The sequence below is a fragment of the Mangrovicoccus ximenensis genome (assembly GCF_003056725.1).
Taxonomy (GTDB): Bacteria; Pseudomonadota; Alphaproteobacteria; order Rhodobacterales; family Rhodobacteraceae; genus Mangrovicoccus; species Mangrovicoccus ximenensis.
Window position 1 is genome coordinate 182,952 of record NZ_QBKZ01000024.1, and the last position, 25,783, is coordinate 208,734.

Consider the following 25,783-nt stretch of genomic DNA (forward strand, 5'->3'; position numbering starts at 1 on the left):
ACGGCACTGCGCGGCATGAACGGCATCGCGCCCGGCACCGTCGATGACGGGCTGCTGGCCAATCCCGGCGTCGACGACCCGGCCGAACGCGGCAAGTTCAAGGTTCCCTCGCTGCGCAACGTCGCCGTCACCGGCCCCTACATGCATAACGGCGTCTTCGAGAACCTCCGCACGGTCGTGCTGTTCTACAACAAATACAACACGAAGAACCCCGATCGGCTGGTCAATCCCGAGACCGGCGCGCCCTTCGGTCCCGCGCCGGTGCCGGACACGCTGTCGATGGAAGAACTCACCGCCGGTCCGGCCCTCGACGACCAGCGCATCGACGCGATCGTGGCTTTTCGACCGCGGTTTCGCAGCGGCCGCAGGCGCCGCCGCGGCAGGAGGACTCGATCGGCACCGCGGCCGCTTCCAGCGCCTCGAGCAGGCTCTGCTGCGGGCCGACGGAGATGCTGCGCCCCGAGGCGGCGGAGGCACTGGCCGTCACCGCCGGCCGTGTTCCCGTCCCGGGTCCGGCCCGACCGTTGCCCCGGCGCCGGAGAAGCCGGGCATCGAAATGTCGGCAGGCTGTTCGCCTGCAACGGCCGGTGGGAGCTGGCCCTGCCTGGCCGGGTCCCGTGCCGGATCAGGCGGAAATGCCCCGCAGCCTGCGGGCCGGCTGCGCGCCGGGGCGCGGTCGTCCGGCTGCGGAGCACGGAGGCAGAGGCCGGACAAGCTGCACAAGTTAACGGCACCGCAGATGCATCATTTGCCGCCGCCGCGCTTTCGCTTGAGCGGGGCGCCAGAAGGTCATGTTGTAGGGACAAAGTCGGCGCGCCCTCCGGCCTGCCTGTCCTCCCCCGGACCTTTGCCCCAATGCAAAAGGAGACCTCGCCCTTGCCTGCCTCCCCTTCCTGCGAAACCGCGACGGAACGATTGTCCGGCGTGCTGGACCTGCTGCGCCAGACGCTGCGGGCCTCGGCCTCGGTGATCTACTGGGTGGACCCGCCCTTCGGCACGACAATCGCCGAGCGCGGGGTCAGCGCGGGGTTCTTCGATCCCTATTACGAGGGGCTCGGCGGCCATGACCCGATCGGCATCCGCACGGTGCTCGACCGCGGATCGCGCGTCGCCTATCTGAACCAGGTGCTGGAGGGGCCGCAGGACCGGCGCACCGATGCCTATCGCGGTTTCCTCTCGGACTGCGGCTACAAGGACGCGATGACCATCGTGCTGCGCGACGGCGATGCGCCGATGCTGGGGGTCGGGGTGCTGAAATCGCATGCCGACCCGGACATGGATGCCGAGACGGCGCGGGTCGTCGAGGCGATGCAGGCCTATCTGGAGCGGGACCTGATCTACAACCCGGCGATCCGGCGCAGCTATGTCGACCGCAAGCTCGAAAGCCGCTTCGGCCTGTCGCCGCGCGAACGCGAGGTGGTCGCGCTGATCGCCGAGGGTGCCTCGAACTACGACATCTCGGTCGCGCTGGGGATTTCGGCGCCGACGGTAAAGACCCATGTCATGCGCTGCTTCGACAAGCTCGGCGTCGACAGCCGGGCAGCGACGATGCGGATGCTGCTCGAGCCCGACCCGGCAACGATGCGCGCCTGAGCGCGGTCACAGGAGCCGCGCGCGCGGCCGCTCGAAGGTCTGCCGCCCCGCCTTCCAGCCCGCCAGGACCGGGGCGATCTCGCGCACCGCGGCGGCCGGGTCCGGCGCGTCGATCAGCACCAGATCCGCAGGCGCCCCGACCGCGATGCCGTAGCCCTCGCAGCCCATCAGCCGCGCAGCATCCTCGGTGACCATCGCGAAGGCCGCGGNACATTGGCGAAGAGGTTCGCCATCCGCGACAGCGAGGCGTCGCCATAGGGGGTGAAGGGGTTCAGCACGTTGTTGGTGGCAACCGAGGTGCGCACGCCCTCGGCGCGCAGGATGTCCCTGCCGATGCCGCCTCCGGGCAGGTGGAAGCCGAGCACCGGCAGGCCGCTCTCCGCCAGCCCGGCCATCAGCTTGATCCGCGTCTCGGCGGCCTGTTCCGGCGCCTGGTCGGAGCCGAGCAGCGCCCCGGGCCGTGCGAAGGAGACATGCCCGTTGCCGATGCAGTCCCCCAGAACCAGCAGCCCGCCCAGGTCGAAGGACAGGTGGCCCGATGCTGCGCTGCCGGGCAGCGGCACGCCGCGCGGCAGACGGAAAAAGGCCCGGCGCGGTGGAAACCGGCCGGGCCTTCGCAATGTCGCAGATGTACTGCCGGTCAGGCGTCGATCGTGACCTTGCCCATCGGGTTCGAGCAGCAGGCGAGGATGTAGCCTTCCTCGATCTCCTCCTCGGTGATCCCGCCGTTATGCACCATGTGCACGTCGCCCGCGGTCTTCTTCACCTTGCAGGTGCCGCAGACGCCGAAGGTGCAGCCCGAGGGGATCGCGATCCCGGCCGTGCGAGCGGCTGCCAGCACGGTTTCGGTCTGCGGCACGGACTGGGTGACGCCGGTAATGTCGAAGAGGATCTCCGCCATCGTGTCCTCGGCCGGCAGGTCGTCGTCGGGCATCAGCTCTTCGATGAGCCCCGCCACCGGCTGCTGCGGCGCACCGAAGCTTTCCTGGTGGTAGTGGTCCATGTCGAAGCCGAGACCGGCGAGGGCCTCGCGCACTGCCTGCATGAACGGCTCGGGGCCGCAGCAGAACACTTCGCGCTCCAGGTAGTCGGGCGCCATCAGACCCAGCATCAGCTGGTTGAAGCGGCCCTGATAACCGGTCCAAGGCGAGTAGGCGTCATTCTCTTCGACGACCCATTTCAGGTCGAGTCCGTCGATCCGGGTCGCCATGTGCTCCAGGCGGCGCTTGAAGATGATCTCCGAGGGACGCCGGGCGCAGTTGACGAAGACGATGTCGCAGTCCCGGCCGCGGTCGTAGATCTCGCCGGTCATCGACATCATCGGAGTGATGCCGGATCCCGCCGAGATGAACAGGTGCTTCTTCGCCGGGAAGGCAGCCGAGGTGAAGCGCCCGGCCGGACCGGTTGCCTTCACCTTCATGCCGGGACGCATGTTGTCGACGATCCAGCGCGTGCCGATGGAGTCTGGCTGCGCCTTGATGGTGACCGTCAGCGACAGCGGCCGGGAGGGCGGCGAGGAGATCGTGTAGGTGCGGTAGAGCGGCCCGCCGGGGACGGGCAGCTCGAGGGTGATGAACTGCCCGGCCTCGAAGGCGAAGGGCCGCCCTGACGGGGCCTGGAAACAGACCGTGGCGACATCCGGCGACTCGGGCAGGACCGAGACGCATTCCAGTTCCTCTTCGTCGGTCCAGGGACCGGCAGGGGCGGCTTTCTTCGTCATGGTCGGGGGATCACTCCGCGGCTAGGGTGGTCGGAGCCTGCGCGGCGCGCAGACGCGTGAGGTACCAGTCGACGAACTGCATCACGCCGTCTTCGTGGGTCGCCGAGTAGGGGCCGGGCTGGTAGGCCGGGCTGTTGATCCCCTGCTGGTTCTCCTCGACGACGCGGCGGTCCTCGTCATTGGTGTTGGTCCAGACCTTCACGAGGTTCGCGAGGTCGTAATCGGTGCCCTCGACGGCATCCTTGTTGACCAGCCACCAGGTGGTCACCTGAGTTTCCGTCGGGCTGATCGGCAGCACGCGGAAGGTGATCGAGTGGTCGGTCAGGAAGTGGTTCCAGGTCGTCGGGTAGTGGAACAGCAGCAGCGTGCCCGCATCGAGGAACGGCACCTGGCCCAGGCGCTTCTGCACGGCGATCTTGCCGCTCACGGTGTAGCTTTCGGCACCGTCCAGGAGCGGCATGCGCGCCACGCGGTACTGGCCGCTATCGGCCATCTTGAAGCGCGACGGGGCGCCGGCGGCCTCGAGGCGGTTGAAGTGGTTCTCGACCTTCTCGGGGAAGGTGCCGTCGGGCGACACGCCGGTGATCGACGGGTCCTCGGGATAAGTGCGGCACAGGTCGGGGTGGTTGCCGGCGCAGTGGTAGCACTCGCGGTTGTTTTCCCAGACCAGCTTCCAGTTGCCGTTCTCGACGATCGAGGTCTGCTGCGCGACTTTGGCGTTCGACAGGTCATGCACGCCCAGATAGGGGCGGACGGTTTCGGCGAAGGCGTCGAAATCCGGCGCGGTGTCGGCGAGGCAGATATAGACCAGGCCTGCAACTTCGCGGCAGTGGACGGTCTTCAGCCCGTGCTTGGACGGATCGAAATCGCCCGACATGTCGCGCGCCCACAGGAGCTTTCCGTCGAGGTCGTAGGTCCACTGGTGGTAGGGGCAGGTCAGCTTGGCGACGCGGCCCTGGCTGGCACGGCAGATGATCGAGCCGCGGTGGCGGCAGGTATTGTGGAACGCCTGGATGCCGCCCTTGGCGTCGCGGATGACGATGACGTCATAGGCGCCGATCTGCAGGCGCTGGTAGCTGCCGGCCTTGTCGAGCTGGGCGGCGGGCAGGGCAAAGAGCCACTCGCGGTACCAGATCGTCTCCAGGTCGTGCTGGTAGAGCTCGGGAGAGGTATAGAAGGGCTGTGCCAGCGTTTGTCCCGGGACGTGACGGGCCAGCAGATCGGAAAGCGTAGCGGAGAAGGCGGTCATGGCGGCGCTCCAAAGCCAGATGGCGGTTTCCGGCGAGGAAAAGACATTCGGCCGGAAGGTTGACAATTGGCAAAATTCTCATCTCAGATTAGCTCAGATAATCCGTTTTGGCTAGTGACGCACAAGCGGCACTTCCCGTCACAAAAGCGACACGCACCTTGCCCAAGCCCTATGACTTGCCCTCCCTCGGCGACCTTGCCTGTTTCGAATGCGCTGCCCGAAATTTAAGCTTCAAGCTCGCCGCCACCGAATTGAATGTCACGCCGGCCGCCGTGAGCCATAGAATCAAGGCGCTCGAGCAGGATCTCGGGCAGGCGCTGTTCACCCGCCAGTACCGCGGGGTGGAGCTGACCGAAGCCGGGGCGCTGCTCTTCGTGTCGCTGCAGCGCGGCTTCGAGGCCATTTCCGACGGCGTGTCGCGGATCCGCTACCGGCATGACGAGACCGGCGTGACGATTGCCGCCACCACGGCAATGAGCGGGCTCTGGCTCACCCCTCGGCTGGCGGCCTTCTGGCGCGCGCATCCCGGCATCGCGATTTCCCAGATGGTGCAGGACAGCGGAACGCCGCTCAGCCCCGGCGCGGTCCAGCCGGATCTCAGCATCCATTACGGCCGCCCCGAACGCGAAAACGACGAGACGCGGCTGCTGTTCCACGACCGGATCCTGGCGCTCGGCACGCGGCGCTTCGCCACCACGCACGGCATCCGCGGCGTCTCGGACCTGCTGCAGGTTCCGCTGATCCACACGCTTTCGGGCGCCAATGCCTGGACGGACTGGCGCGAATGGTTCGAGACGCTGGGCTGGCCTGCGCCGCAGGGGCCCGGCTTCGCGCTCAACAACTACCTGATTTCGCTGCAGGCCGCGGAGGATGATGTCGGGGCGGTGCTGGGCTGGGAGGGATTGCTCGGCAGCCATCTCGCCAGCGGCCGGCTGGTGCAGCTCGTGCCCGAGACGATGATTTCGCCCTGTCCGTTCTACCTGCGCATCCACGCCCATGCCTCGGCAAATGCCCGGCTCTTCGCCGACTGGCTGGTGGAACAGGACAGTCCGGCGGAAGATCCGTATCCGGCGGGCTGAGACCGCCGCGCCTGCCGTCCCGCGCATCCGCCGGAAGCGGCATGAAGGCCCGCCCCGGCTGGCCCCGGGAGGATGACCCAACCTCGGCCGGGTCGGGCTTGCACCCCGCCGCGACCTTGGCGCGGGGGAGCGATTCCTGTCATAAATCTCCTTCTGTGGCGGGAGGAGCGTAAGCCGCCATGTCGCCAGTTTCAATGACGGCTGAGGGGCTCTCTCCGGTCTTGCGGCGGCGCGGAAGCCTGGCGCTGGTGCCGATAGTTCATCGGATGCGCCCATGCGACGCGGAGGGGCGGAACCTGCCGCTCGCCCTCGGCACCCAGAACGCCTCAACCCAGCCCTTTTCGGCCGCCCGCAAGGGTACCGGGCACGGGAGGCCCGATGCGAACGGCCAAAGGAAGCGGACATGCGGCGCCGCGGCGGAGCCCAAGCGGCGATCCGGCAGAAGCGGTCGTTCGCCGTGATCTTCGGTCGGACGATACCGACCTGGGCGGGCGCCTCCAGTCCGGCCGCTCATCGTTGCCGCCCGTACTGGGGAAGTGCGCAGGAAGCAGTCGCTCGGGCGCCCGCCGCGTGCTGGTGCTTGCGGCCCTGAGCCGACCTTCGTACCAGGGGAAGCGGATGTCTGATCCCAACCCGAACTACCGATCACGACTTGGCTCAGCAACACACCTTGCGCGGTCTCAGATAGCGAAGATCTGATGTTTGCAGCGTTCTAACAAAGGCTGTCTCTGGCGCCTCAAGCAGCGCAAAGGAAGGCTTGGAACTGTCGCGCGCGAAACGATGGCCAGTTCAGACCCCAGAATTGAGGCCCCTTTACAGCCGACTGATGGAACCTGTACCCATAAGTCAAATGAATTTCGAGGCTGTGCTAGATGGACTGTTTTGACGATGGCAAGGACCGCCAAGCACAATTTATTGCTGCGGAATGGGAGGTCGATCCCGAACTTTTAGCCCAGCTAGATTGGGAAATCGAAGGAATATCTGGCAATGATGGCGAGGTCTATGGATTCCTCGTAAGGTTCGAAGAGGGTTCCGACGCTCACATTCTGGAGAGAGTTGGAATTTCCGAAGGCAGGATGACCAGAGAGGTAAGTCTAAATGCATTCGATGAACCTGAACCTGAACCTGAACCTGAAACAACAATCGAAGAAGTTTCCGGAACACGTGTTGTGGACTCCCGCTCCACAAGGGCGAAACGTTGGACGCCGCTAACCGAAGTGTCCGTTCGCGAATTTAAAGCGGCCAAAAACGTAGATATACCGCTTGGGAATGTGACGATTTTGGTCGGGCCGAATGGGTGCGGAAAGTCGTCAGTTTTGCAGGCGATCCACTGGGCAAGCAGGTCCGCAAGCTATGTGCTTCCCAAGAATCAAAAGGAAATGATATCTTTCGAGAGGCTTGACTATATTCCATCAAGTGAGCCCTTGAAGACTTTGCACAACGGTGAGCTTAAGGCCGGTTCTAAGTCGAAAGCTGTAGAGGTCACATTTAAACATTCTTCGGACAGTGATGAACAAGTTCAAGCCACAGTTAGAATTCGTGCGGCCAGAAACAAAGGTGGTATTACAGCATATTTGGAAGGCGGGAGCGCCGTCACTCCATACAAACAGCGTTATCAGTTCATAACGGCTTACATCCCTGGATTGGCCGGTCTTTCCGAGAAGGAAACTATTCTAGCTCAGCCAACGTTGCGTCGCCAAGCTTCAAGTGGAGATGCTGGAGGGGCTCTAAGAAACATTCTATACAACCTCAGCACCGATAGTAGTGGTGACACTGCGCCTGGCGAGGGAAAGGCTCGGCTTGAGGCGCTTAATGCCTTAATTCAGAAGGTTCACCCCACCTCGTCGGTTGATGTTTCTTTTGATGAGCGGGAAGACTTTCACATCTCAGCCTCAATCATAGATGGTCAATCCGGCAGCGTTCGGCCTTTGGAAACGGCGGCAACCGGAATCTTGCAAGTTGTTCAGATCTTTGCTTACTTGGTACTATTCGAGCCCAAGTTGATGCTCATTGATGAACCCGACGCGCACCTCCACCCTGATAAGCAAGAGAGGCTGATCGAGGCCTTGGAGCTCGCCTCCCAAGAACGGGGCACTCAAATTATCCTTACAACTCACAGTCCCAATATTGTTAGAGCGGCTAGCCTCGTTTCTAAGCTTGTGTGGATGAGGGATGGGGTTGTGCAAACAGATGATGATGAAGCAATTTGCCGCTTGCTCGGATGGGGCGGATTGGATAAGTCTGTCTTGTTTTTCGTCGAAGATGAAAATGACAAGCCTCTCCGGGCAGTTCTCAGGCAATGGCCTAGCATATCCGCGCAGGTATCAGTCTGCCGTTGCTTTGGCATAGATAACTTACCGCGAGACAAGTTTCTCGAAGGCCTACTTGTAGACGGAGAGCTCAAGGTGAAAGCCGCAATCCACAGGGATGGCGACTTTATGACCGAGGACGAAGCTAGAAAGTGGAGAGATAGCTTTTCAACTGAAGGCGTTTATCCGTGGGTCACCGCGGGTTCTGACCTTGAGGGCTACTTCTGTTCAGCAAAATATTTGGCAGCTCTATATGATGTGACTGAAGAGGTTTCTGAGGGCTGGAGACAGGAGGCCGTAAAATGTATTGCTGGGGCGCGAAAATCTTTTCTTGAAAAGAGGAAGAAAATTGTTCAGGCACTTTGGCCGAATGGCGGCTCTCCGGACGCTGAAGCCTTGTGGAATGCGGCTGGCGGCCCAACTCCGGAAACGGTGAAAGGTAAAAAGCTGCACAAAGCGCTGAAGCCAATAGTCAAAGCTGCTGGAAAGGATGATAAACTTCTCGATGCGTTTGTTATTCCCAAAGAGTATGTTGTCGCCGAGGATCTGAAGTTGATCTTAGAAACTGCGCTGCATTCGAACTAAGAAAGATAAAGGAGCGTTCTAGGGTAGGTTTAAATATGCAGTGCGAGCCTAAAAAGAAGTCACCGCGTGAACTTGTGGTCTGAAGCGTCCTGTCCGCCTCCTGCGCATTCTGGTCATTCATGTGAAGAGCAGCGAATGGCAACTGTCCGCCCTTATTGACCGATGCCGCCCCAGGCATGGCCGACTGCAAAGGGCTGCAGGTCGCAGCGGGCCTACCGAGTCCGACGCTGGCACGACTGGCAGGAAAGGGCTGCACTCGGGCATTGATCTCGCAGCGAAAATGCATAAAGAATAGAATTCAGCCTTCCGGCGGAAACTTCCTATCCAACTTTTCACTTATCTCACACAGAACCCCAAGTATAAGGCCAGGAATCAAAAGCATAACGCCCTGCCTTATCCATAGGGAAGACAGCTTCCTAGAAAACTCTTCCACTTCCATCACGGAGTAATCTGGAGAAACAAAAAATCCTGCCACAAACGGGGAAATGAAGCCACCTAAAATCGCGGCACATCCCATTAAGAAAGCCAAGAGTGCAACCTTCGACCCATACCGCGTATACATTTGAATTTCCTCCGCGTAGTTGAGTTCCGACCGTTTCTGATTTCCGTAGAATTAACCTGATACCTTTCATGAAGGTCAGGCTATGCGGTGTCAATGATCCGGTAGCTTCTGATTTTCCCGTCAGTTTCGATGAAGACCGAAGCTATCATCGGCTGGACGAAAGACCCCACCATAGCTACCTGCTCGAGACGACAATCGACCGGCCGCAATGGGCTGAGCGCGGGCGCTCTAGCAGTCAGGCGCGACCGGCTGGTCTCGCCCTTCAGCTCGGCATCGTGAAATCCGATGAACCATCGGCGCCATGGCCGGGCTTCCGCGCTGCCGCAAGGCAGGTCAGAGCCCCGAAGCCGACGCTGACCGCACTGTTTGCCAGCGGCAGAAAACCGGCACTAGCGGACAATCCGGACCGCCCTTGGCCGAAAGGCTCATGCGCGGAGGGCAGCGACGAGCAGACAAGCGTAGAGAGCGGCGAAGCACAGCGGGATTGCCTGTTCCATCTTGGACAGCGACAGCCGCTTGTCGGCCTTGTAGTGGGAGCGCTCTTTGGCGAATGGCTGGTGTGGGAAACCGGCTTCGATCTCCTGCAGCACCTTGAACTTGGCGGCGTTGAGCTTGCGGTAGCTTGCTAGAATGGCCGTCCAGGCGAGACAGACCAGAATTCCGGCGCAGGGGATCGCCCAACGCCAGATGATCTGCTCGGCATCTCCGGCACCGGCCTTCCCGGACGAGAGATATCCGTAGAGCCCGACCACGGCGCTGTTCACGCTGAGCAGCCATTGGTTGGCGGCACCGCGGCGGTCGCTGACCTTTTCGGCCGTTTCGAGATAGAGCTTGTAGAGATCGAAGTCGTCAGGGGGCATCGTCATCGGCATCCCTCGCTCTCCAAGTAGAAGGCGCATTTCTGATCGTGATCCAAAACGTCGCTGCGCAGAACTCGCGCCCGCGCACGATCGACCAGCTCTTCAAGCGGAGGCGCATCCCAGACCCGAGCCGTGCCATCGTTCGAGCGGGTGAGGACGCGGCTTCCGTCCGGAGAGAACGCGGCGCTCGTCACGGCGCCCTTGTGGCCGCGCAGCACCGCTATTTCCGTGTTATTCACCATTTCCCATACACGTGCCGTGGAGTCTTCCGAGCCGGTGAGGACACGGCGGCCATCTGGCGAGAAGACGGCGCTCCACAATGGGCCCTCGTGGCCGCTCAGTACCGCGATCTCCCTGCCGTTCGCAGTATCCCAGACCCGCGCTATGCCATCTTGGGACCCAGTGAGGACACGGCTGCCGTCCGGCGAGAAGACGGCGCTTCGCAAGATGCCCTCCAGACCGCGCAGCTCTATGGTTTCCGTCCCAGTAGCCACGTCCCAGATTCGGGCCATCGAGTCCGAGCAAGTAAGGATACGGCTTCCGTCTGACGAGAAAACCGCCTTCCATACGTTGCCCTCCAAGCCGCGCAGCGTCGCAATTTCCGCGCCACTTGCCGAGTCCCAGATCTGCGCCGTGGCTTCCGACGAGCCAGTGAGGACACGGCTGCCGTCCGGCGAGAAGATCGAGCTCCAGAGGGCACTCCCGTGGCCGCGCAGCAATGCAATTTGTGCACCAGTAGCTGCGTTCCATACCCGCGCCGTAGTTTCCAGTGAGAGTGAGGCTCCCAGGGAGTCTGTGAGGACGCGGCGCCCGTCCGGGGAGAACGCGGCGCTCCACACTGGGCCCGCGTGATCGCGCAAAATCAGGATCTCTGCACCACTTTCTGCGTCCCATATGCGTGCCGTGGCGTCCGACGATCCGGTGAGGACGCGACTTCCATCTGGCGAGAAGACAGATTTCGTGACAATGCCTTCGTGACCGCGCATCACCGCGATTTCTGCACCGCTCGCCACGTCCCAGACCCGCGCTGTGCCGTCTTCCGAGCCGGTGAGGACCCGGCGCCCGTCCGGCGAGAAGTTGGCACTCGTCACCCAATCCTCGTGGCCGCGCAGAACTGCGATCTTTGCGCCGCTCAGCGCGTCCCAAACCTGCGCGAAGGAGTTCGACGAATTGGTAAGGACGTGACCGCCATCCGGCGAGAAAACAGCGCGCTCCACGAATCCGTGGTAGCCGTGCATGACTGCGATTTCCGCACCGCTCGCCACGCCCCAAATCCACGCCGTGCCGTCTTCCGCACCGTTCGCGACGTCCCAGATCCGCACCGTGCCGTCTTCCGAGACAGTGAGGCCGCGGCGCCCGGCCTGTCCTGGATGGCCGGGAGCTGCAGAAAATCAAGGACATGACGCCGGATGGCGCGCTCCCGGGCACGCAGGCCCCTTCACCTCGAGCGGCGCGGCACGCGTCCCGGCCGGCGCCGGATCTTCTGCGCGCGCCCGCTGTCCGCGGCATCGGCAAGGCCGATGTGACTGGATTTGGCTGCCCGGATCAGCGGCCGGCATGTCCCGCACTGCCGGGCATCAGGTTCGGGACATCGGCATAGGTCCGACCCTCAAGCAAGCGGCGGACTTGTTCCGGCTTGGCGCGGCGGCGGTCGACGCCGTCGAGTTTCGCCGCGATCTTGTCCGTTCTCCAGCCGCAGGCATGCCAGATCCGGGCGAAGGTGATCTGCAGCTGCGACAGCCGGTCCCCGCGCCCGCAGGTCACGCCGATCCGGTAGGCCAGGTTCTCCGCCCAGAGCCGCGCGATCGCGGAGGCGTCCGGCACGCAGCCCTCCAGCCGCGCGGCGAGCATCTCCGTCAGCGCCGCGTCATAGGCCTCCTCGACCGCGCCCGGCTCCGGCGGGGCGCCCGGGCCGCGCCGCCATTGGGCGATGAACTTCATCCCTGCCTCTCCGCCCGGGATCATGTTCAGGCCCCGCGCATGGATCGGGAAGAGAGAGCGGTCCTCGATCTCGATCTCCTCCAGCCGCATCGCCTCGGCGCGGGTGACCCCGGCACGGAGGATCTCGTGCTCGGTCTTTGCGACCGCGAAGAACGTCCCGCGCAATGCCTGATGGAACAGCGTGCCGCTGCCCGCATGGGCGGCGCGGCGGTGCTCGGCGAGGCGCGTGGCCCAGTTGCGGCTGGTGAGACCCGTGTAGACGAGGCCGGTCCCGGCATAGGCGGCCCAGGGCAGGACCGGGTCCATGCCCGGCCGCATCGGCGCGACCGGCATCGGAGCGGCGCTGGGATAGAGGTGATGGCGGTAGATCTGGTAGCCGCCGTGGCGCAGCGTGATGTCCTCGAGCTCGCGCAGCGCATAGCCGAGCGGCAGGATGTGTCCGGTCTGGAGGCCGCCGGTGACCACGGTGACGATCAGGTGGCAGCCGGTATAGCCTGCCGCCGGGCGGGCGGCATGGGGCAGGATGTCGATGCGCGCGGCCTGCGTCTTGCGCAGCGGGCGGCCCTCTTCGGCCACCACGATCAGCCGCAGGTCGTGAAGCGGCAGGGGCGCGCCGCCGAGCCGGTCCGTCCCGAATGTTTCGCGCGAGCCCATGGCGTTCGAGACCCGCGCCAGCGCGGCGGCGCCGTCGAGAAGCCCGGGCTGGCGCCTGTCCATCTCGGCGAGCTTCGCTTCGAGCGCAGCGTAGAGGCTCGGGTGCAGCGGGAAGAGCAGGTGCTCGAAGGCAAGGCGGGAGAAGCGTCTGGGCATGTCGGTCTCCAATATATCCAAATTTTAGATAATCCGAGAATTGGATGATGGGAAGGGCGATCTGAAAAACGGAGCCCATCATGTCGAAGACCCTCTACAGCGTGCCGCAGCAGGTGCTGGTCGGCGGCATCGCGGAAGCGCGGCGCGGGGCGGGGTTGACACAGGCGGATCTGGCGTCGCGGCTCGGTTGCCACCAGAGCCTGATCGCGCGGATCGAAAGCGGACAGCGGCGGATCGACGTGGTGGAATTCCTGGTGTTGCTGCGTGCCATCGGCGCCGCGCCCGGTCCGGTCCTGGAAGAGGTCGCCGCGGCTATCCCGGAGACGGCGGGGCTGTGAGGCTCTGGTGCGTCAGGTCCTTTGCGGACGGTCAACTCGGTGTTTCAGGGAGCATCCGCGTACCCGGACAAGCCGCGGGCACGTGAGATCCCGCAAGCGGCGGAGTTTGCTCGGTTCCCAGTTGAATAAATGCTTGATTCCGGGTTCTTGTTATGTTCCAAATGGGGTATCCGGCTCCCGTATGGAGCGGCATCCGGTGGTGGAGTTGCGAGAAATCGCAATGTCTAGGTGAAATCCGGGGGTGAGGTCCCCTCGGCGCTATTGATGGGCGAGGCCCTAGCTGGTGATGGACATCTCCATGTCATGTCCGCACCAGTGCTAGCTGCAGGCGCCGGGAAACCGGCGTTACGGTCCGCGTGAGTGTCCGTTCCTGCCCCCCGGGATCTGCTGCCGCAGGGCATCACGATCTCCATCTGCGGGACCATCCCGCAGTCTCAGCGGCCTGAACGGGTCGGCTGGCCGGCGATCCAAGGATCGTCAGGCAACCCCCGGCGCATCACGTCGTGATACGCCTGCCAACAGAGTGCGGGGCGCTCTCCCTGCCGGGCACGCATGCGTGACCACGGCGCAGAATGGTGACGGCGCATCTGCCGTATCCCACAGCCCCATCCCGTTCATACCGGCCTTGGCCTGCCTATCGGCATGCCCGGGGCCTCCCCTTTGACTGTCGGGCCAGCAGCGGCCCGAGAAGATGGAGTGAGTGGCAATGCCAACCTCTGATGCAATTGTCCGGGCACCGCAATTGACGGCCCGGCACCTGATGACCAGACCAGCGAAATTCGTATCCTCAACCAAACTTCAGATTCATCCGGAGGCTCTGTCGAGCCTCGAAATCTACCTGTCGGTCCCGCTCGCGGCCGCGCTGCCTGTGCTCTGGGCCGACCCGCTCGTGGCGGTCCGGGAACGCGGCAAAATACTGGTATTCGGCTCCTTTTCGACTTGGAGGCTTGCCTGCCGCGCTGCTGAGCTGCCGGTCGTCATCGTGCGCGACGTGGACGTCGCAACCATCCGTGCGGTGGCCTGGGCGGAAGTGCTGCAGCTGCCCTACCGCCAGATCTCCGGTCGCGGCGGGCATGCCCTGGCCGCGGCAGCGATCCGCCAGGTGCCCGGGATGTACCGCGGCGATCTCGTCCCGCGTGTTTCCGAGCGGGCACTGGCGGGCCTGATGGGGGTTGATCCCTGCCGCCTTCAGGTCCGGAGGGCCGGAAAATGAGCGAGAGAGCCGCTACCATGGATGACCTGTGCGCGGGCATCGACGAAGTCTCGCGCCAGATCCTGCTGGCCGAGGCCTGGCGTCTGTCGGAGTTGCTTCCGGAGGGCGCCAGGCGGAAGCTGGCAGAAATGCTTGAGAATCTTGCCGGACCCTGGCCTGCGCAGCTGCCCGAAGGGCCGCTCTGCCGGATCCGGTCGCAGGCCTCCCCGCTCGGCGCCTTTTTGCGCGCGGTACCACAAGAAACTGCGATCGGCCGGGAGGCGCTCGATGTGCTGCGTGCCTGGACCTTGGCGGCAGCGATGGATGCAATCTCCCGCGGCTGGGCCCGGCATAGCACCTGGGTCGCCGCGGTGAGGACGGTGCGGCGTCTGTCGACGCGGGCAGACCTGCAGAGCGAGCGCCTGCGGATGCCGCGCACTTGGGGCGATGACATGGCGGCCGTCGGCAGAACCATCAGGGACTGGAACCGGCAAGCAAATGTGGCTGGCAGCGACTTCGCCGCCGCACTTGATCCTCTCGAACGTGCTGTCCGGCAGGTCGAGGAGGGCGGGCGCCGGGTTGTAGGCGGGCGCTCTTCCCGGCGCACAAATGCAAGTCGCCGGCACGCGGCCAGTCTTGCCAATGCTCGGCGCGTCCCGGGCCGTGGTGACGTTGCCGTCGAACTCGGCTGTCCTGATTTCGATTTCCAGGCAGATGATCTGGACAGCATCGAGGAAGCTGCCGATGTGGCCGAGGTGATCGAGATCTGGATGCCGCCCGGCGACCCCGATCTGGACCCGGCCCAGGCGGAGACCGAGGCCGATCTGGAGGTGCTGGAGATCAGCGACGGAGCGGTGGTTCTGGCGACCCGCTCGCTCACGCAGCCGGAGGCCTTGGCGCTCGCGGCAGCGCTGCGGGCAGCTCTCGGCGGGAACGGGGCGGCGCTGGACGGTCCGGCCATTCTCGCGGCGAGCCTGCTGGCCGGGCGGAGCCATGTCCTCCCAGGCCGCCTCCCGGCCGCATTCCCCGGCAAAGGCCAGGCCGCAGAGCCCGCGCGGCGTCGCCATGGCCAGCGCCTCGCCGAAAGGCGTGCCGATCCAGGCGAAGCCGATCTCCAGCCCCGCGCCGCTCTGGGCGTATTCGCCGGGGCTCATCGCCTCCCAGGCCAGGAACAGGTCATGCAGCCGCCCCGCCCCGGACAGCCCCAGAGCCTCGGCCGTCTCGAGCGTGGTGTGCCGCTCGGCCAAAAGCCGCCTTGCATGGCCGAGCGTCAGGTATTGCTGGAATCGCTTCGGCGAGACCCCGGCCCAGGCCGAGAACAGCCGCTGGAAATGCGCGGGCGACATGCCCATCCGCGCCGCAAGCTCGTCGAGCGGCAGCACCCCGCCCCCGGCCCGGTCGATTTCGGCGATGGCGCGGGCGATGACGCCGTAATGGTAGTCGGTCTCGAGGGCGGTGTCGGGCATGGCGGGGTCCTGGCTGTCTGCCCGGCCACCCTAGCGCCGCGCCCCGGCGCGCGCGACCCGGAGCTTGCGCAAATGCAGGAAGCCCCGCAGGGGGCGTCCCTGCGGGGCTCCGGAAAACGCGCCGGAAGAGAGGCTGCTCAGTGCAGCTTCGACTTCACCTGGCTGACGGCGTCGTCGAACATCGCGCCGGTCTCGGCCGGGCCCATCTGCTTGGCGATCACTTCGCCCGCAGCGGCAATGGCGACGTTGACGGCCTGGTCGCGGACTTCCTTGACGGCCTGCGCCTCGGCGGAGGCGAGCTGTTCCTCGGCGGCGGCCATGCGGCGCGCGATCGAGGTTTCGAGTTCGGCCTTGCCCTTCTCGGCAGCCGCCTTGGCTTCCTTGCGGGCGGTCTCGACGATCTTCTCGGCCTGTGCGGCCATCTCGTCCTGCTTGCGCTTGTAGGAGGCCAGCAGCGTCTGGGCCTCTTCGCGCAGCGCCTTGGCTTCGTCCAGCTCGGAGCGGATCGAGTCGGCGCGCTTGTCCAGCATGCGGCCCAGGATGCCCGGCACCTTAAAGTAGACCAGAACGGCCACGAACAGGATGAAGGCGAGCAGCACGACGAAATTGGTGTTGTGCAGCGAGAAGAACGGGCCGGTGGCGGCCAGCGCCGGGCCGGCGGCCATGGTGAGGGCGAGAGCGATGATGCGGGTCATGGTCTTAGCCTTTCACGCGGGTGTCGACGGCGGCGTCGATCGCGGCCTGGTCGGCGGAGATGCCGAGCGCGGCGACCACTGCGGCAGCAGTGTCCTTGGCGACGGCCTCGACGCTTTCCATGGCACCGGCGCGGATCTCGGCAATTGCCTTCTCGCTCTCGGCGGCCTTCGCGGCGATTTCGGCATCGGCCGTGGCGATGGCCGCGTCGAGCTCTGCCTTGATCTCGGCCTTCGCCTCGGCGACGATGCGGGCGCTTTCGGCCTTCGCGTCTGCCAGGGCCTTCTGGTAGGCCTTTTCCGCCTCGACCGCCTGGGCCTTGAGCTCCTCGGCGGCGGCGATGTCATTCGAAATAGTGCCGCGGCGCTCTGCCAAGATCATGGCGATGCGCGGCAGGGCGATCTTCGACAGGATCCAGTAGATCGCGGCAAGCGCGAGGATCAGCCAGAAGATCTGGTTCGCATAGGTCGTGAAATCGAGCTGGGGCATGCCTGCTTCGACATGCTGAAGCTCGGTGGGGTGTTCCACGGTCTGTCCATGAAGGACGACGGCTTCACCGGCCGCGTCAGTGCCATGGGTCTCGTTGGCCATCGTGTCCTCCGGTCGCCGTTATGTCCACGGGCGGGCGCGCTGGCGCGCCCCCACCCGGTCGTAAGGATGATCGAAAGTCCGGATCAGACGGCGAACATCAGGAGCAGGGCAACCAGGAACGAGAAGATGCCCAGTGCTTCTGCGAACGCGATGCCGATGAACAGGGTCGCGGTCTGGTCGGCAGCAGCGGAGGGGTTGCGCAGGGCGCCGGCAAGGAAGTTGCCTGCGACGTTGCCCACACCCATTGCGGAGCCGCCCATGCCCATGCAGGCCAGACCAGCGCCGATGTATGCACCCATTTGAACGATATCGCCTTCCATAGTCGTGTCTCCTTACGTCGGAAGTGGCAAATTGTCAGGTTTTCGGGATCGGACCTCAGTGGCCGGGATGCAGGGCATCCTTCAGGTACACGCAGGTCAGAATGGTAAAGACATAGGCCTGGATGAAGGCCACAAGGACCTCGAGGCCGTACATCGCGGTGATCGCGACGACCGAGAGCGGCGAGATCGCGGCGATGGCGGCGAAGCCCGCGAACACCTTGATCACCGCGTGGCCCGCCATCATGTTGCCGGCAAGTCGGATGGAGTGGCTGACCGGACGAACGAAGTAGGAAATCACCTCGATGATCGCCAGGACCGGGCGCAGCGGCAGCGGCGCCGCGGTGACCCAGAACAGGCCGAGGAAGTGCTTGCCGTGCAGCACGAAGCCGAGGACCGTCACCGAGATGAACACCGCAAGCGCGAGAACCGCGGTCACCGCGATGTGGCTGGTGGTGGTGAAGGCCATCGGCAGCAGGCCAAGGAAGTTCGAGAAGACGATGAAGAGGAACAGCACCATGATGTACGGGAAGTACTTCACGCCGTCCTTGCCCGCGACGTCCTCGACCATCTTGTGGACGAAGCCGTAGGCCAGTTCCGCGATCGACTGGGCCCGGCCCGGGATCACGGAGCGGCCGCGCGCGCCGAGCACCATCAGCGCCGCGATGCAGGCGACGGTGATCGCCATCCACAGGGTCACGTTGGTGATCGTGTACCAGTGAACCTCGCCCTCGCCGAACAGCGGAACGACCTTGAACTGGTCCATCGGGTGAAAGACAAGGCCGCCGCCTTCCGACTGGGCTGCATCCGCCATGCTGCAAGGTCCTCTTCTCTGTCGGGCCGCCGCCCGTTACGCCTCGGGGTCCTGGGACCCGCTGTTCCGTCCGCCGGCGGCCCGTGCCGCCTGCCGTTCCTTCTGGACCTCGCCCGCCGTGTGCATCATCGTCTTGATGCCCGCGGCGAAGCCCAGCAATGTAAACAGTACCAGCATCCACGGACGCGTCCCGAACAGGGCGTCCAGTCCCATGCCAATACCGAGGCCGATCCCCAGACCGGCCACGAGTTCTGTCACCATCGTCCAGGCCATGTTGGCCTGGCTGTATTTGTCGTCCCCGCGCTTCGGCTTCGGCGTCTGCGCGTCGCGCATCGCATCCAGCCGCTCTTCAAGCTTGCGGAGACGATCACCGTCATCCGGGTCCGCCACCGATCGCCTCCGTTGGAACTGGGGTGGTTGTATGCGGAGCTTGCGGGTTTCGTCAATTGTCCGTGCGCAAATGGAAATCATTGAAAACAAAAGGTTTTGCAAACATGCGGCAGAACGCGCAGCAAAAAGCTCGGAAATGCTAATTCAACCTGCGAGTTGAGTTTGCGCTGCCATGCCGCCCGCGCCGCAGCGTCAAGCGGCCTTCCCCGCCCCGGAGCGGAGCGCTAAGGAAGCGCATGACCGATGACCCCCTCGACCTCGTCTTCTCGGCGCTTGCCGATCCGACCCGCCGCGCCATCCTCGCCATGCTTCTGGAGGACGACATGGCGGTGACCGATGTCGCCGCGCCCTTCGAGATGTCGCTGGCGGCGGTGTCGAAGCATCTGGCGATCCTCGCCCGCGCCGGGCTGATCCGCCAGGAGAAGCGCGGCCGGGTGAAGTGGTGCAAGCTGGAGCCCGACGCGATGCGCGGCGCCAGCGTCTGGATGCAGGGTTTCGGCCAGTTCGAGCCGGTCAATCTCGACGATTTCGAGCGCTTCCTGGAACGGGAGTTCAGCGGCACGGATGGCGGCACGGCGGAGACGGTGCGGAATGTCGGGGATTCGGGGGACGCGGATCAGGGAAGAACATGACAGCGGCGCGGCCTCGCTTTGGTGCGGTCTAGCCGCAGCGCGGGCCTTGCGCCGCTGTCATGGGCCCCTCCTGGCCTCCCTGGAAACAGGGTTTAGCATATGAAAACGGAGCGCAACAGCCGTCCGCCGCAGGAATTCGCATGTTTAAGGGACTTTTTGATACTTGATTCAGAATCCGTTCGCCCGGTAGCCGCCGATTGTAGCGTAAAATGATTCGGAATCGCCGCGGAACGCCCGCCGCGGGCGCTCAGGAGAGCGTCCACGATTCGGCGGCTGCCTTCAGATGGGCGAGAATCGCCTGGACCTTGGCGGTGCGGTGCAGATCGACATGGGTCACCAGCCAGAGCGGCGCCGCCCAGTCGGATTTCGGCTCCACGACCTGGACGAGATCGTCGTATTGCGAGGCTTCCCAGCTCTGCATGAAGCCGAGCCCGATGCCGGTGCGGATCGCGTGCTTGACCGAGCGCCCGTCGCTGCCGCGCATCACAATGTTCTGGCGCGGAACGGAATCTTCCATCCAGCGGTAGAACGGCGCGCGGCTGTCCATGTTCTCGTAGCCGACGAATTTCTGCTGCGGCAGCTCCTCCTCGGGGATCGGCAACGCCCGGTCTCCGAGATAGCTGCGCGAGGCATAGAGCGCGACCTGCGCGGTGGCATAGCGCTGCACCACGTTGTCGGGTTCGTTCGGCGCATTGCCCGCGCGGATCGCGACATGGGCCTCGCCATATTCCAGCCGGAACACCCGGTCGCCGGTCACGTAGCGCACCGTCACGCCGGGATTGGCCATCTGGAACTCGGCCAGCGCGGGTGACAGCAAAGGTGACAGCGACTCGATCGAAGTGACAACCAACTCTCCAGTGACCGAGTCCCCCCGCCCCTTCAGGCGGCTCGCCAGCTGGGTGAACTGGTCGTCGGTGGCCTGGGCGACCTGCATCAGGTCCTGCCCGGCCTCGGTGGCGGTGTAGCCGCGGGCATGGCGCTGGAACAGCTTCGTCCCCAGCCGCTTCTCCAGCGAGTCGATGTGGCGGATCACGGTGGCATGGTGGACCCCGAGGACTTCTGCCGCCCCCGAGACGGTGCCAAGCCGCGCGACGTGATAGGCCGTCCGGATTTCATCCCAAGCGTCGATTGACATATCGTGATGTGCACTCATGAACAGAATTATCGATAACCATGCATAGTTTGTTCGTCGGAGCAAGGCCCCATCTTCCGGGCACGAGCAGCGCGATGCCCCCGGGGCACGCCGCCGCGCACAGCACCCTTGCCGCGATTACGGCCGACAGAAAGGAAGACTTCATGATCCGCAAAGCAACCTTCGCCGCCCTTGCCCTTGCCGCCGCTTCCATTGCCGCCTCCGCCCAGGCCAGCGACCAGCTGGCAACCTCGCTCGGCCTCGAACCGGGCCAGTACAGCACCGCCGACCTCTCCCGGATCCGCGCCGCCGCCGAGGATGGCGACACCGCACGCCTCGATTACCTGCTCGGCGGGCCCGCCGCCCCGTCCGCGGCCTCCGGCAGCGGCGCGACATGGCGCGTTCCGGGAAGCCCGGACCGGCGGGGCCTCCGCCCGGCGCGTGGACGCACTGGTGCAGGCGACGGGGCCGGACGGCATCTCCAAGGGCAGGGTGTCCAGNCGGCTCGGCGCCACTTGCCTGAAGGTCCGCCAGGGCGGCCGCGCCGCCATCGTTGCCCGGACCGATGGCGCAATCGATGGCGACGGCCGGGCGCGGCCATGGGACGCGGCGGCGACCGGATGGAGGGCGGCGGCGGATCGGACCGGATGCTCGGCGCGGCAGGCGACGACAAGGTCTGGGGCGGACGCGGCAGCGATCACCTCGACGGCGGGATCGGCAACGACACGCTGAGCGGCGGAGACGGCGCCGACCGTCTCTTGGGCCGCGACCAGAACGACCGGCTCTTCGGCAATGCCGGAGCGGACTGGCTCGATGGCGGGCGGGGCAGCGACCTGATGACCGGCGGCCGGGGCGCCGACAGCTTCGTCTTCGACATCGGCGCCAATCTCGGCGCGCGGGACGAGATCACGGATTTCGACGTGACCGACGACCGGCTTCTGCTGTCGGGCGGCGCTTCCCTTCCCGCGCTGCTCGACCGGGCCGAACAGCACGGCAGCGACGTGCATTTCGCCTTCGGCGGCGGCGCGGAGCTGTGGCTGCGCGATGTCGAGCTGGCGGCGCTCGAGGCCCGGACCGAGCTGCTCTGATCCGGGCCCGGCAGGATCAGCAGGGCAGCGTGATGCCGTGCTCCGCAAGGAGGCCGCCCACCGCGACCTGCTGCCCCCGGTCGATCGACACATTGGCGGCGATGCCGGTCAGGATCGACCAGGCGCCGTCGACATGGCTGGAGCTGCGGCCATAGCGGTCGGGCGCGACGTCCGGGTCGAAGAGATAGCCCAGCATCACCGGGTCGGCGCCGCCATGGTCGCCCTCGCCCTGCCAGACATCGAGCACCTTGGGCGCCTCGCCCGCACGGTGCAGCACGGTGGTCATCGACTCGCGCCCTTCGGCCCGCTCGCGCTGCCCGCCGAAGACGCCATGGACCTCGACATGGCGGTGGGTCAGCTCGCCCTCCGTGCCCTGGAAGGTGATGTCGAGCCCTTCCCAAGGGGAGTAGGCGGTCAGCGTGTAGTTCAGGAGCGCCCCCGAACCGTAGCGGGCATGGACCTGCATCGTGTCCTCGATGGTGATGTCCGGATCGAAGACGCAGCGGTCGCGCAGGTAGCCGTCATCGGCTTCGGCCTCGAGATACATCGTCCTGAGCTTCTCGTCCGCTTCCAGATCCATGCGGAACTGGCAGGCCGCAGACGAGGCGCAGGAATGGCAGCGCGGACCGCGCGGGGTCAGGCCCATCGCGTCGCCGGTCTCGGGACGGTACATGTGCCGCGCGCCATGGGCGCTGACGACCTCCGGCGTGGAGCCGAGCCACCAGTTCACCAGGTCGAAATGGTGGGTGGACTTGTGCACCAGGAGCCCGCCCGAGCGGTCCTTGTAGCGGTGCCAGCGGCGGAAATAGTCGGCGCCATGCACCCGGTCGAGATGCCAGCGGAAATCGATCGCGGTGATCTCGCCGATGGCCCCCGACATCAGCAGGTCCTTTATCTGCGTCCGCGCCGGGGTGTAGCGGTAATTGAAGGTGACCGTGACCTTGCGGCCGGTGTCCTTCTGCGCATCGAGGATCGCCTTCAGCTTCGACAGGTCGATGGTCATCGGCTTTTCCGTGATCACGTCGCAGCCGGCCCGCATCGCCGCCACGATGTAGTCGTGATGCAGGTCGTCCGGGACGGTGACGATCACCGTGTCGGGCTTCTGCTCGGAGAGCATCTTGGGGAACTCCGCCGCGGTGTAGGTGGCAATGCCGTTGCCGCCCGGATCGGGCACCTCGGAGGCCGACAGCGCCAGGCGGCGCTCGTTCACGTCGCAGAGCCCGACAAGGTCGTTCCCCCCGGCATAGGTCTCGGCGACGGCGCTGCGGAACATCGTGTGGCGGGAGCCGGTCCCGACGATTGCGTATCTCATCTCGTGTCTCTCGGTCGGAAAGGCGCAGGCAGGGTCCTGCGTCAGTGTACAGGAACAGGTCCGGAACGGCCAAGGCCGTCCGGGTGGATCGGTCCGCCCGCGCCTGAACAAGGGCGCGGGCGGCCTGGCGGGCCCCATCGGAGTGAGGGCTCCGGAGCCCGCCTGCGGACCGGGGAGGAAGCACCGGCCCGGCGGGATGCGGATCGATGTCAGGCGCGCCGGAGCGCGCTTCCGTCCTCGGCGAAGACATGGGCATTGGCCGGGTCGAGCCGCAGCGGCAGCACGTCTCCGGTGCGGATCACCTGCTGGCCGGGCGCGACCACCGACAGGTTCTCGCCCGAGCGGGTCACGGCATGCAGCACGGTGGTCCCGCCGAGATGCTCGACCAGCTCCACCCGCGCCTCGCCCAAGCTGGCCCCGCGCTCGCCGCCGACTTCGATATGCTCGGGCCGCACGCCGAAGGTCAGACGCCCCGGCGCCGCGCGGGCGGGAATGCCGGCCACGCTCTGGCCCGCCACATCGAGGCCGGACTCCGAGGCCGTGGCATCCAGGAAATTCATCTTGGGCGAGCCGATGAAGCCAGCGACGAAACGGTTGGCGGGGCTGTTGTAGAGCTCCAGGGGCGTGCCGGCCTGCATCACCTGCCCCGCCTTCAGCACCACGATCCGGTCGGCCATGGTCATCGCCTCGACCTGGTCATGGGTCACGTAGATCATCGTGTTGCCCAGCCGTTCATGCAGTTGCGAGATCTCGACCCGCATCTGCACGCGCAGCTCGGCGTCGAGGTTCGACAGCGGCTCGTCGAAAAGGAAGATGTCGGGATCGCGCACGATCGAGCGGCCGATGGCCACCCTCTGGCGCTGCCCGCCCGACAGCGCCTTTGGACGGCGGTCGAGCAGCTGGGTGATCTGCAGCGTCTCGGCCGCCAAGGTCACCCGCCGGTCGATCTCGGCACGGTTCATCCGCTGGGTCTCAAGCCCGAAGGCCAGGTTCTTGCGGACCGTCATGTGCGGGTAGAGCGCATAGCTCTGGAACACCATGGCGATGCCGCGCTTCGAGGCGGGCGTGTCGTTCATCCGGGTGCCGCCGATCATCAGGTCGCCGTCCGAGATGGTCTCGAGCCCGGCGATCATCCGCAGCAGCGTGGATTTCCCGCAGCCCGAGGGGCCGACGAAGACGGTGAACTGGCCCGGTTCGATATCGAGGTCGATGCCCGGGATCACGTCGAGCTGGCCGAAGCGCTTCACGACGTTGCGCAGGCGGATTGGCGTGGACATGGATGGTCTCCTTTGGGCTCAGCGCTTCATGCCGGTGGTGGCGATGCCTTCGATCAGCAGGCGCTGGAAGAAGAGGAAGATCAGGAAGATCGGGATCAGCGACAGCACAGACATGGCGAAGAGGGCGTTCCAGTTGGTCGAGCCCGAACTGTCGATGAAGGAGCGCAGCGCGAGCTGCACGGTATAGAGGCCGGTATCGCTGATGTAGATGAGCGGGCCGAAGAAATCCTCCCAGGTCCAGATGAAGGAGAAGATCGCGGCGGTTGCCAGCACCGGCAGCGACAGGGGCAGCATGATGCGGGTGTAGATCCGCCAGGGGCTGCAGCCGTCCATCATCGCCGCCTCGTCGAGCTCCTTCGGGATGCCGCGGAAGAACTGCACCATCAGGAAGATGAAGAAGGCGTCGACCGCGAAGTACTTGGGCAGGATCAGCGGCAGCCAGGTGTTCACCCAGCCGAGTTCCAGGAACAGGATGTATTGCGGGATCAGCGTGACATGGTAGGGCAGCATCAGCGTGCCCAGCATCAGCGCGAACCAGACCGCCTTGCCGCGGAACTGCAGCCGGGTGAAGGCGAAGGCCGCCAGCGATGCCGCCAGCACGTTGCCGATGGTGGCGAGCGTGGCGATGATCAGCGAGTTCAGGAAGAACTTGCCGAAGCTGATCTGCAGGCCGAACCAGCCGTCCTTGTAGGCCTCGACGGTGACCTGCGACGGGATCAGGCTGGTATTGCCGCCGAAGAGGTCGTCGGCCGGCCTGAGCGACCCCGCCAGCATCCACAGGATCGGGTAGAGCATCACGAAGGACACCGCCATCAGCACGGCATGGCTGATCCCCGAGCGCAGCATCGGATAGGCGGGCGCCTCTCCGGGCATGGTATGGGCCGTGGCATCAGTCATCGTAATGCACCCAGTATTTCGTCGACAGGAAGGAGAGCGCCGTGAAGGCGGCGATGATCGCGACCAGTACCCAGGCCAGCGCCGAGGCATAGCCCATGCGGAAATAGCCGAAGGCCTCCTGGTAGAGGTAGAGCGTGTAGAACAGCGTGGAGTTCACCGGACCGCCGGTTCCGCCCGAGACGATGAAGGCCGGGGTGAAGGCCTTGAAGGCGTCGATCGTCTGGATCACCAGGTTGAAGAAGATCACCGGCGTCAGCAGCGGCAGGGTGATGCGGAAGAACTGGCGCCGCTTGGACGCGCCGTCCATGCTGGCGGCCTCGTACATGTCATGCGGGATCTGCCGCAGGCCCGCGAGGAAGATGATCATCGGCGAACCGAACTGCCAGACCGACAGGATCACCAGCGTGTAGAGCGAATAGTTCGGATTCGAGATCCAGCTCGGCCCCTCGATGCCGAAGGTCCACAAGAGGTCGTTGACCAGCCCGTCAGCGGCGAAGAGCTGGCGCCACAGGACGGCGATGGCCACGGACGCGCCGAGGAGCGACGGCAGGTAGAAGATCGCGCGGTAGATCGGCAGGCCCCTGAGCCCGCGGTTCAGCATCATCGCGACGCCGAGCGCGAAGGCCAGCTTCAGCGGGACGGACAGCGCGACATAGAGAAAGGTGACCTTCATGGCGGCGCCGAAATTCGGATCGGCCGTGGCCATGCGCACGTAATTCGCGACGCCGACGAAGCGCGGCGAGGACAGCAGGTCGTAATCGGTGAAGCTCAGGTACAGCGAGCCGAGGGCCGGACCGATGGTCAGGCAGAAGAAGCCGATCAGCCAGGGCGACAGGAACAGGTAGCCCGGCAGGTTGCGCCGGAGGGCCTCGGAAAAGCGGGAGGCGGGGCGGCGCCCCTCCTCCCATTCGGTGGATGCGGTTTCCATCGTCACCG

General features: G+C 65.1%; 24 protein-coding genes and 1 pseudogene. 7 read left to right on the top strand and 18 right to left on the bottom strand.

The annotated features are described in order from the left end of the window. The first annotated feature begins 15 nt into the window (after window positions 1–15). Window positions 16–1,593 (top strand): LuxR C-terminal-related transcriptional regulator, encoded by a 1,578-nt coding sequence (locus tag C7T91_RS40485; protein WP_456237870.1) that lies wholly within the window; start codon window positions 16–18, stop codon window positions 1,591–1,593. A 6-nt stretch (window positions 1,594–1,599) separates the two neighbouring features. Here C7T91_RS40485 and C7T91_RS37125 read toward each other — a convergent pair whose 3' ends face one another. From C7T91_RS37125 to C7T91_RS26890, 3 genes are all read right to left on the bottom strand, one after another. Then, window positions 1,600–1,788 (bottom strand): amidohydrolase family protein, encoded by a 189-nt coding sequence (locus C7T91_RS37125; protein ID WP_236638523.1) that lies wholly within the window; start codon window positions 1,786–1,788, stop codon window positions 1,600–1,602. 445 nt (window positions 1,789–2,233) lie between these two features. Next, window positions 2,234–3,313, bottom strand: a complete 1,080-nt coding sequence (locus C7T91_RS26885) for a hybrid-cluster NAD(P)-dependent oxidoreductase (RefSeq protein WP_108262868.1) — start codon at window positions 3,311–3,313, stop codon at window positions 2,234–2,236. A 10-nt stretch (window positions 3,314–3,323) separates the two neighbouring features. Then, on the bottom strand, window positions 3,324–4,562 hold the full coding sequence (locus tag C7T91_RS26890; RefSeq protein WP_108263121.1) for an aromatic ring-hydroxylating oxygenase subunit alpha: 1,239 nt from the start codon (window positions 4,560–4,562) through the stop codon (window positions 3,324–3,326). A 158-nt stretch (window positions 4,563–4,720) separates the two neighbouring features. Here C7T91_RS26890 and C7T91_RS26895 point away from each other — a divergent pair, with 158 nt between their 5' ends. Further along, window positions 4,721–5,641, top strand: a complete 921-nt coding sequence (locus C7T91_RS26895; protein WP_108262870.1) for a LysR family transcriptional regulator — start codon at window positions 4,721–4,723, stop codon at window positions 5,639–5,641. A gap of 872 nt (window positions 5,642–6,513) precedes the next feature. After that, complete coding sequence (locus C7T91_RS26900; protein WP_108262872.1) at window positions 6,514–8,535, top strand: ATP-dependent nuclease; 2,022 nt, start codon at window positions 6,514–6,516, stop codon at window positions 8,533–8,535. Between the two features lie 298 nt (window positions 8,536–8,833). Here the strand turns inward: C7T91_RS26900 and C7T91_RS31895 are convergent, their stop codons facing one another. The 4 genes from C7T91_RS31895 to C7T91_RS26915 form a co-directional block, all read right to left on the bottom strand. Further along, window positions 8,834–9,097 carry a hypothetical protein gene (locus C7T91_RS31895; RefSeq protein ID WP_145963032.1) on the bottom strand — a complete coding sequence of 88 codons (264 nt, stop codon included), beginning with the start codon at window positions 9,095–9,097 and terminating at the stop codon, window positions 8,834–8,836. A 425-nt stretch (window positions 9,098–9,522) separates the two neighbouring features. Further along, window positions 9,523–9,969 carry a RipA family octameric membrane protein gene (locus C7T91_RS26905; protein ID WP_108262874.1) on the bottom strand — a complete coding sequence of 149 codons (447 nt, stop codon included), beginning with the start codon at window positions 9,967–9,969 and terminating at the stop codon, window positions 9,523–9,525. Beyond that, window positions 9,960–11,279 carry a WD40 repeat domain-containing protein gene (locus tag C7T91_RS26910; RefSeq protein WP_108262876.1) on the bottom strand — a complete coding sequence of 440 codons (1,320 nt, stop codon included), beginning with the start codon at window positions 11,277–11,279 and terminating at the stop codon, window positions 9,960–9,962. Before C7T91_RS26910 ends, C7T91_RS26905 begins: the two co-directional genes overlap by 10 nt. A gap of 223 nt (window positions 11,280–11,502) precedes the next feature. After that, entirely contained in the window at window positions 11,503–12,708 is a 1,206-nt protein-coding gene (locus tag C7T91_RS26915) for a GIY-YIG nuclease family protein (RefSeq protein WP_145963033.1), read from the bottom strand. A gap of 80 nt (window positions 12,709–12,788) precedes the next feature. Here C7T91_RS26915 and C7T91_RS26920 point away from each other — a divergent pair, with 80 nt between their 5' ends. Together C7T91_RS26920 and C7T91_RS37130 are read left to right on the top strand one after the other, a co-directional pair. After that, window positions 12,789–13,046, top strand: coding sequence for a helix-turn-helix domain-containing protein (locus C7T91_RS26920; RefSeq protein WP_108262880.1), 258 nt, complete (start codon window positions 12,789–12,791; stop codon window positions 13,044–13,046). A gap of 760 nt (window positions 13,047–13,806) precedes the next feature. Then, entirely contained in the window at window positions 13,807–14,259 is a 453-nt protein-coding gene (locus C7T91_RS37130; RefSeq protein ID WP_236638524.1) for a hypothetical protein, read from the top strand. Window positions 14,260–15,177: 918 nt separating this feature from the next. On the opposite strand, the pseudogene C7T91_RS37135 reads toward C7T91_RS37130, so the two are convergent. The 6 genes and pseudogenes from C7T91_RS37135 to C7T91_RS26950 form a co-directional block, all read right to left on the bottom strand. After that, a pseudogene (locus tag C7T91_RS37135) lies at window positions 15,178–15,704 on the bottom strand (helix-turn-helix domain-containing protein); the annotation flags it as partial. A 137-nt stretch (window positions 15,705–15,841) separates the two neighbouring features. Beyond that, on the bottom strand, window positions 15,842–16,399 hold the full coding sequence (locus C7T91_RS26930) for a F0F1 ATP synthase subunit B (protein WP_108262882.1): 558 nt from the start codon (window positions 16,397–16,399) through the stop codon (window positions 15,842–15,844). A gap of 4 nt (window positions 16,400–16,403) precedes the next feature. Continuing rightward, on the bottom strand, window positions 16,404–16,988 hold the full coding sequence (locus C7T91_RS26935) for a F0F1 ATP synthase subunit B' (RefSeq protein WP_108262884.1): 585 nt from the start codon (window positions 16,986–16,988) through the stop codon (window positions 16,404–16,406). Window positions 16,989–17,071: 83 nt separating this feature from the next. Beyond that, entirely contained in the window at window positions 17,072–17,308 is a 237-nt protein-coding gene (locus tag C7T91_RS26940) for a F0F1 ATP synthase subunit C (protein ID WP_108262886.1), read from the bottom strand. A 55-nt stretch (window positions 17,309–17,363) separates the two neighbouring features. Continuing rightward, window positions 17,364–18,119 (bottom strand): F0F1 ATP synthase subunit A, encoded by a 756-nt coding sequence (locus tag C7T91_RS26945; protein WP_108262888.1) that lies wholly within the window; start codon window positions 18,117–18,119, stop codon window positions 17,364–17,366. A gap of 36 nt (window positions 18,120–18,155) precedes the next feature. Continuing rightward, entirely contained in the window at window positions 18,156–18,509 is a 354-nt protein-coding gene (locus C7T91_RS26950) for an AtpZ/AtpI family protein (RefSeq protein ID WP_108262890.1), read from the bottom strand. Window positions 18,510–18,745: 236 nt separating this feature from the next. Here C7T91_RS26950 and C7T91_RS26955 point away from each other — a divergent pair, with 236 nt between their 5' ends. After that, window positions 18,746–19,141 (top strand): ArsR/SmtB family transcription factor, encoded by a 396-nt coding sequence (locus C7T91_RS26955; RefSeq protein ID WP_108262892.1) that lies wholly within the window; start codon window positions 18,746–18,748, stop codon window positions 19,139–19,141. Between the two features lie 247 nt (window positions 19,142–19,388). Here C7T91_RS26955 and C7T91_RS26960 read toward each other — a convergent pair whose 3' ends face one another. Continuing rightward, window positions 19,389–20,270 carry a LysR family transcriptional regulator gene (locus C7T91_RS26960; protein ID WP_108263123.1) on the bottom strand — a complete coding sequence of 294 codons (882 nt, stop codon included), beginning with the start codon at window positions 20,268–20,270 and terminating at the stop codon, window positions 19,389–19,391. A gap of 602 nt (window positions 20,271–20,872) precedes the next feature. On the opposite strand from C7T91_RS26960, the gene C7T91_RS40490 reads away from it, so the two are divergent. Then, window positions 20,873–21,361 (top strand): calcium-binding protein, encoded by a 489-nt coding sequence (locus tag C7T91_RS40490; RefSeq protein WP_456237872.1) that lies wholly within the window; start codon window positions 20,873–20,875, stop codon window positions 21,359–21,361. Between the two features lie 16 nt (window positions 21,362–21,377). Here C7T91_RS40490 and C7T91_RS26970 read toward each other — a convergent pair whose 3' ends face one another. From C7T91_RS26970 to C7T91_RS26985, 4 genes are all read right to left on the bottom strand, one after another. Continuing rightward, window positions 21,378–22,673: a Gfo/Idh/MocA family protein gene (locus C7T91_RS26970; protein WP_108262902.1), complete on the bottom strand. Its 1,296-nt coding sequence runs from the start codon at window positions 22,671–22,673 to the stop codon at window positions 21,378–21,380. A gap of 209 nt (window positions 22,674–22,882) precedes the next feature. Further along, complete coding sequence (locus C7T91_RS26975) at window positions 22,883–23,950, bottom strand: ABC transporter ATP-binding protein (RefSeq protein ID WP_108262905.1); 1,068 nt, start codon at window positions 23,948–23,950, stop codon at window positions 22,883–22,885. 18 nt (window positions 23,951–23,968) lie between these two features. Further along, window positions 23,969–24,847, bottom strand: a complete 879-nt coding sequence (locus tag C7T91_RS26980) for a carbohydrate ABC transporter permease (RefSeq protein ID WP_236638525.1) — start codon at window positions 24,845–24,847, stop codon at window positions 23,969–23,971. After that, complete coding sequence (locus C7T91_RS26985; protein WP_108262907.1) at window positions 24,840–25,775, bottom strand: carbohydrate ABC transporter permease; 936 nt, start codon at window positions 25,773–25,775, stop codon at window positions 24,840–24,842. The genes C7T91_RS26980 and C7T91_RS26985 overlap by 8 nt, the downstream gene beginning before the upstream one ends. Window positions 25,776–25,783 lie beyond the last annotated feature (8 nt).